Source organism: Zavarzinia sp. (genome assembly GCF_049306435.1).
Lineage (GTDB): Bacteria > Pseudomonadota > Alphaproteobacteria > Zavarziniales > Zavarziniaceae > Zavarzinia.
Genome location: NZ_JBAQRT010000301.1, coordinates 1 through 3,206, shown reverse-complemented (window position 1 = coordinate 3,206; position 3,206 = coordinate 1). Strand labels below are relative to the sequence as shown.

The 3,206-nt window shown below is 71.7% G+C and carries 4 protein-coding genes; 1 reads left to right on the top strand and 3 read right to left on the bottom strand.

Annotated elements, in window-relative coordinates; all coding sequences use genetic code 11:
• A partial coding sequence (rsmI, locus tag WAZ62_RS16915; RefSeq protein WP_422644709.1) for a 16S rRNA (cytidine(1402)-2'-O)-methyltransferase occupies positions 1-721 on the bottom strand: 721 nt, incomplete at its 3' end.
• Positions 722-807: 86 nt separating this feature from the next.
• On the opposite strand from rsmI, the gene WAZ62_RS16910 reads away from it, so the two are divergent.
• The gene (locus WAZ62_RS16910) at positions 808-2,022 is read left to right on the top strand and encodes a penicillin-binding protein activator (protein ID WP_422644708.1); all 1,215 of its coding nucleotides are present in this window, start codon (positions 808-810) and stop codon (positions 2,020-2,022) included.
• A 6-nt stretch (positions 2,023-2,028) separates the two neighbouring features.
• Here WAZ62_RS16910 and nudC read toward each other — a convergent pair whose 3' ends face one another.
• Both nudC and WAZ62_RS16900 read right to left on the bottom strand, forming a co-directional pair.
• Complete coding sequence (gene nudC, locus WAZ62_RS16905) at positions 2,029-2,958, bottom strand: NAD(+) diphosphatase (protein WP_422644707.1); 930 nt, start codon at positions 2,956-2,958, stop codon at positions 2,029-2,031.
• 37 nt (positions 2,959-2,995) lie between these two features.
• On the bottom strand, positions 2,996-3,206 hold a 211-nt coding region (locus tag WAZ62_RS16900), incomplete at its 5' end, for a hypothetical protein (RefSeq protein WP_422644706.1).

The following is a 3,206-nucleotide window of genomic DNA, read 5'->3' as shown; positions in this document are numbered from 1 at the left end:
GCCCGGCATGGGCCAGTTCGGCCCGCAACGCCGTGTCGAGATCGGCGGCATCGGGCGCGGCGGCTTCCAGCGGCGGGCCGACAACGACGACGACCTCGCCCTTCGGCGGGCCGGCCTCCTTGTAATGGGCGGCGAGGGTGTCCAGCGTGTCGCGCCGGACTTCCTCGAACATTTTGGTCAGTTCGCGGGCGACGGCGGCGGGCCGGGGACCCAGCACGGCGAAGGCATCGGCCAGCATGTCGTCGAGGCGCTGCGCCGATTCGAGAAACACGAGGCTGCTGCGCACGCCGGCCAATTCCTGCAGGATCTCGCGCCGGGCCGCGCTTTTCGGCGGCAGGAAGCCGGCGAACAGGAAACGGTCGGTCGGCAGGGCCGCCAGGGTCAGGGCCGCCAGCACCGAGGACGCCCCGGGCAGGGTGGTGACGTGAATGCCCGCGGCGACGGCATCGACCACCAGGCGATAGCCGGGATCGGAGACCAGCGGCGTGCCGGCATCGGAGACGAGGGCGATGATCGCGCCCTGGGCCAGCCGGGCCAGCACCTCGGGCCGCACTTTCGCCGCGTTGTGGTCGTGATATGGCATCAGCGGCTTGTGCAGGCCATGGATCTGCATCAGGCGGCTGGTGACGCGCGTATCCTCGCACAGCACGAGGTCGGCGCCCCGCAAGGTGTCGAGCGCGCGCAAGGTGATGTCGCGGGCGTTGCCGATCGGGGTCGCCACCAGATGCAGTCCGGGGCGTGGTTTACTTGGCCGCCCGCCGCCGCTACCTTGGCCGCCATCTGGTTCGAACGCGGGAGTATGGTCCGGTGCATCCTCTGGCAAAGACGGCTGCGGGAGTCCGCCGGCCTCTGTTCCGTTCATCCGTCTTCGCCCTCGCCGGCCTCGTCCTGGCCGCATGTACCGGTTCCGGCGGGAATACTACCGCGAGCGCGCCGTCGCCGTCACCCATCACGGCGGCGCCGATCGCCCCGGCGCCGACCGGCAACATCCAGATCGGCGTCGTCATGCCGGCGACGGGGCAGGCCGCCACGGTCGGCCAGGCCCTGCAGAATGCCGCCCAGCTGGCCCTGTTCGATCTGGGGGCCCCGGATATCGAATTGCTGCAGGCCGATGCCGGCGCCTCGGCGGCGACCGCCGTCGGCGCGACGCAGAATGTCCTCGGCAGTGGCGCCGGGCTCGTCATCGGGCCGCTGGGCGCGACTTCGGTCAAGGCCGCGGCCGGCGAGGCGCGGCGCCGCGGTGTCCCGATGCTCGGCTTTTCCACCGACCGCAGCGCCGCCGGCAACGGTGTCTATCTGATGGGCTTCATGCCCGAGGAACAGGTTTCGGCCATCGTCGCCTATGCCGCGGGCGCCGGCATGACCCGATTCGCCGCCCTGCTGCCCAGCGGCGCCTATGGCGATGTCGCGGCGGCGGCCTTCGACCTCGCGGTCGGGGCCAATGGCGGCACGGTCGTCCATTCCGAACGCTATCGTTCGGGCAACCTGCAGCCGAGCGACACGCTGCGCGCCCTGGTCACCCCGGGGCCGGACGGGCGGATGCCGGTCGACGCGATCTTCGTGCCGGAAGGCGGCGCGGCCCTGCGCCAGGTGACCGCGACCTTGGCGGGCCTTGGTTTCGACGGCCGCTCGATCCGTCTTCTCGGCACCGATCAATGGTCGGGATCGGACCTCGGCAGCGATCCGCTGACCCTCGGCGGCTGGTTCGCCGGCCCCGCGCCCGACCGTTTCGAGCGCTTCGCCGGCCATTACCAGAGCACTTTCGGCGATCGCCCGCCACGCATCGCGGCCCAGGCCTATGACGCCATGACCCTCGCGGTGCTGCTGGCGCGCCAGCCCGGCGGTTTCGCCGATTCGGTCCGGGGCCTCGCCTCGCCCGATGGTTTCGCCGGCGTCGACGGGCTGTTCCGCTTCCGCGCCGACGGCACGCCCCAGCACGGCCTCGCCATCTTGGAGGTGACCGGCAGCGGTCCCCGGGTGATCCGTCCGGCCCCCGATACATTCGTCGGCCAGGGTTTCTGAAGGGCGTCAGCCCCGGACCCAGGCCCTCACCAGGTGATGGGCGATCGCCAGCGGCGGCGGCATCACGAGATCGGGGATCCGGCCTTCGAGGGCGGCGGCGATCGTCGTCTTGTCGAACCAGCGGGCATCGTCCAGTTCGTCGCCATCGATCGTGATCGCCTCGCTGGTCGCTTCGGCGAAACAGCCGATCATCAGGGACGAAGGGAAGGGCCAGGGCTGGGCGGCGTGATAGGTGACGGCGCCGACCGTGACGCCGGCCTCTTCCATCACCTCGCGGCGCACCGCTTCCTCGATCGTTTCGCCCGGCTCGACGAAACCGGCCAGCGCTGAATAGAAGCCGGGCGGGAACTTGGGCTGGCGGCCCAGCAGGCAGCGGTCGCCCCGTGTCGCCAGCATGATCACCACGGGATCGGTGCGGGGGAAATGTTCCGCCCCGCAGTCGGCATTGGTGCAGCGGCGCGACCAGCCGGCGCTCTCCGGCCGGGACGGGGCGCCGCATTGGGCGCAGAAACGGTGGCGGTCGTGCCAGTCGAGGATGGCCTTGGCCTGGGCCGCGATGGCGCAATCGCCGTGAGGCAGGCTCATCGCCGCGGCGCGCAGGTCCTGGAAGCGGCCGAAACCGGCGAGGACGCCGCCCCGCGCCGGATCCGGCCCGGCCGACAGGTCGACGGCGAAGACGGCGGCATCCCGCTCCGTGCCGAGGAAGACCGGCGGCGGCGCGGCGGCGACCAGGGCATCGATGATGCCGGGGCGCAGCAGGCCCAGCAGGGTCTGGCCGTCATCCTCGATGATGAAGGGGCGGGTGCGCCACAGCGGCAGGATCAGGCTGTCGTCCGCCTTCAGCCGGGCGGCCAGCCAGGCCTCGTCCTTGCGCCGGTGCGCGGCGCGATCGAGCGGGCTGCCGGCGAAGGTGGTCGCGGCACTCGGTTCCAACATGATGCAAACGCTCCCCGCCGCCTTGCCGGCGTCTTCGTCAGTTCTGCGACGTCGATACATTACCCGGCGGCAGACGCAAGCGGCGTTCGCATTCGGAAGCCTTGAACTGCAGGTCGCGCAGGGAAGCCCCCTCCTCGGGCAGGGCGGGATCGCAGCGCCGGGCGAGGGTCAGCCACATGCGATAGCGCGCGGCGGTGCCGGCATCCGCCGTGGTGCCCGAGGCGGCTTCGGCCGGGGCCGGGGTCTCG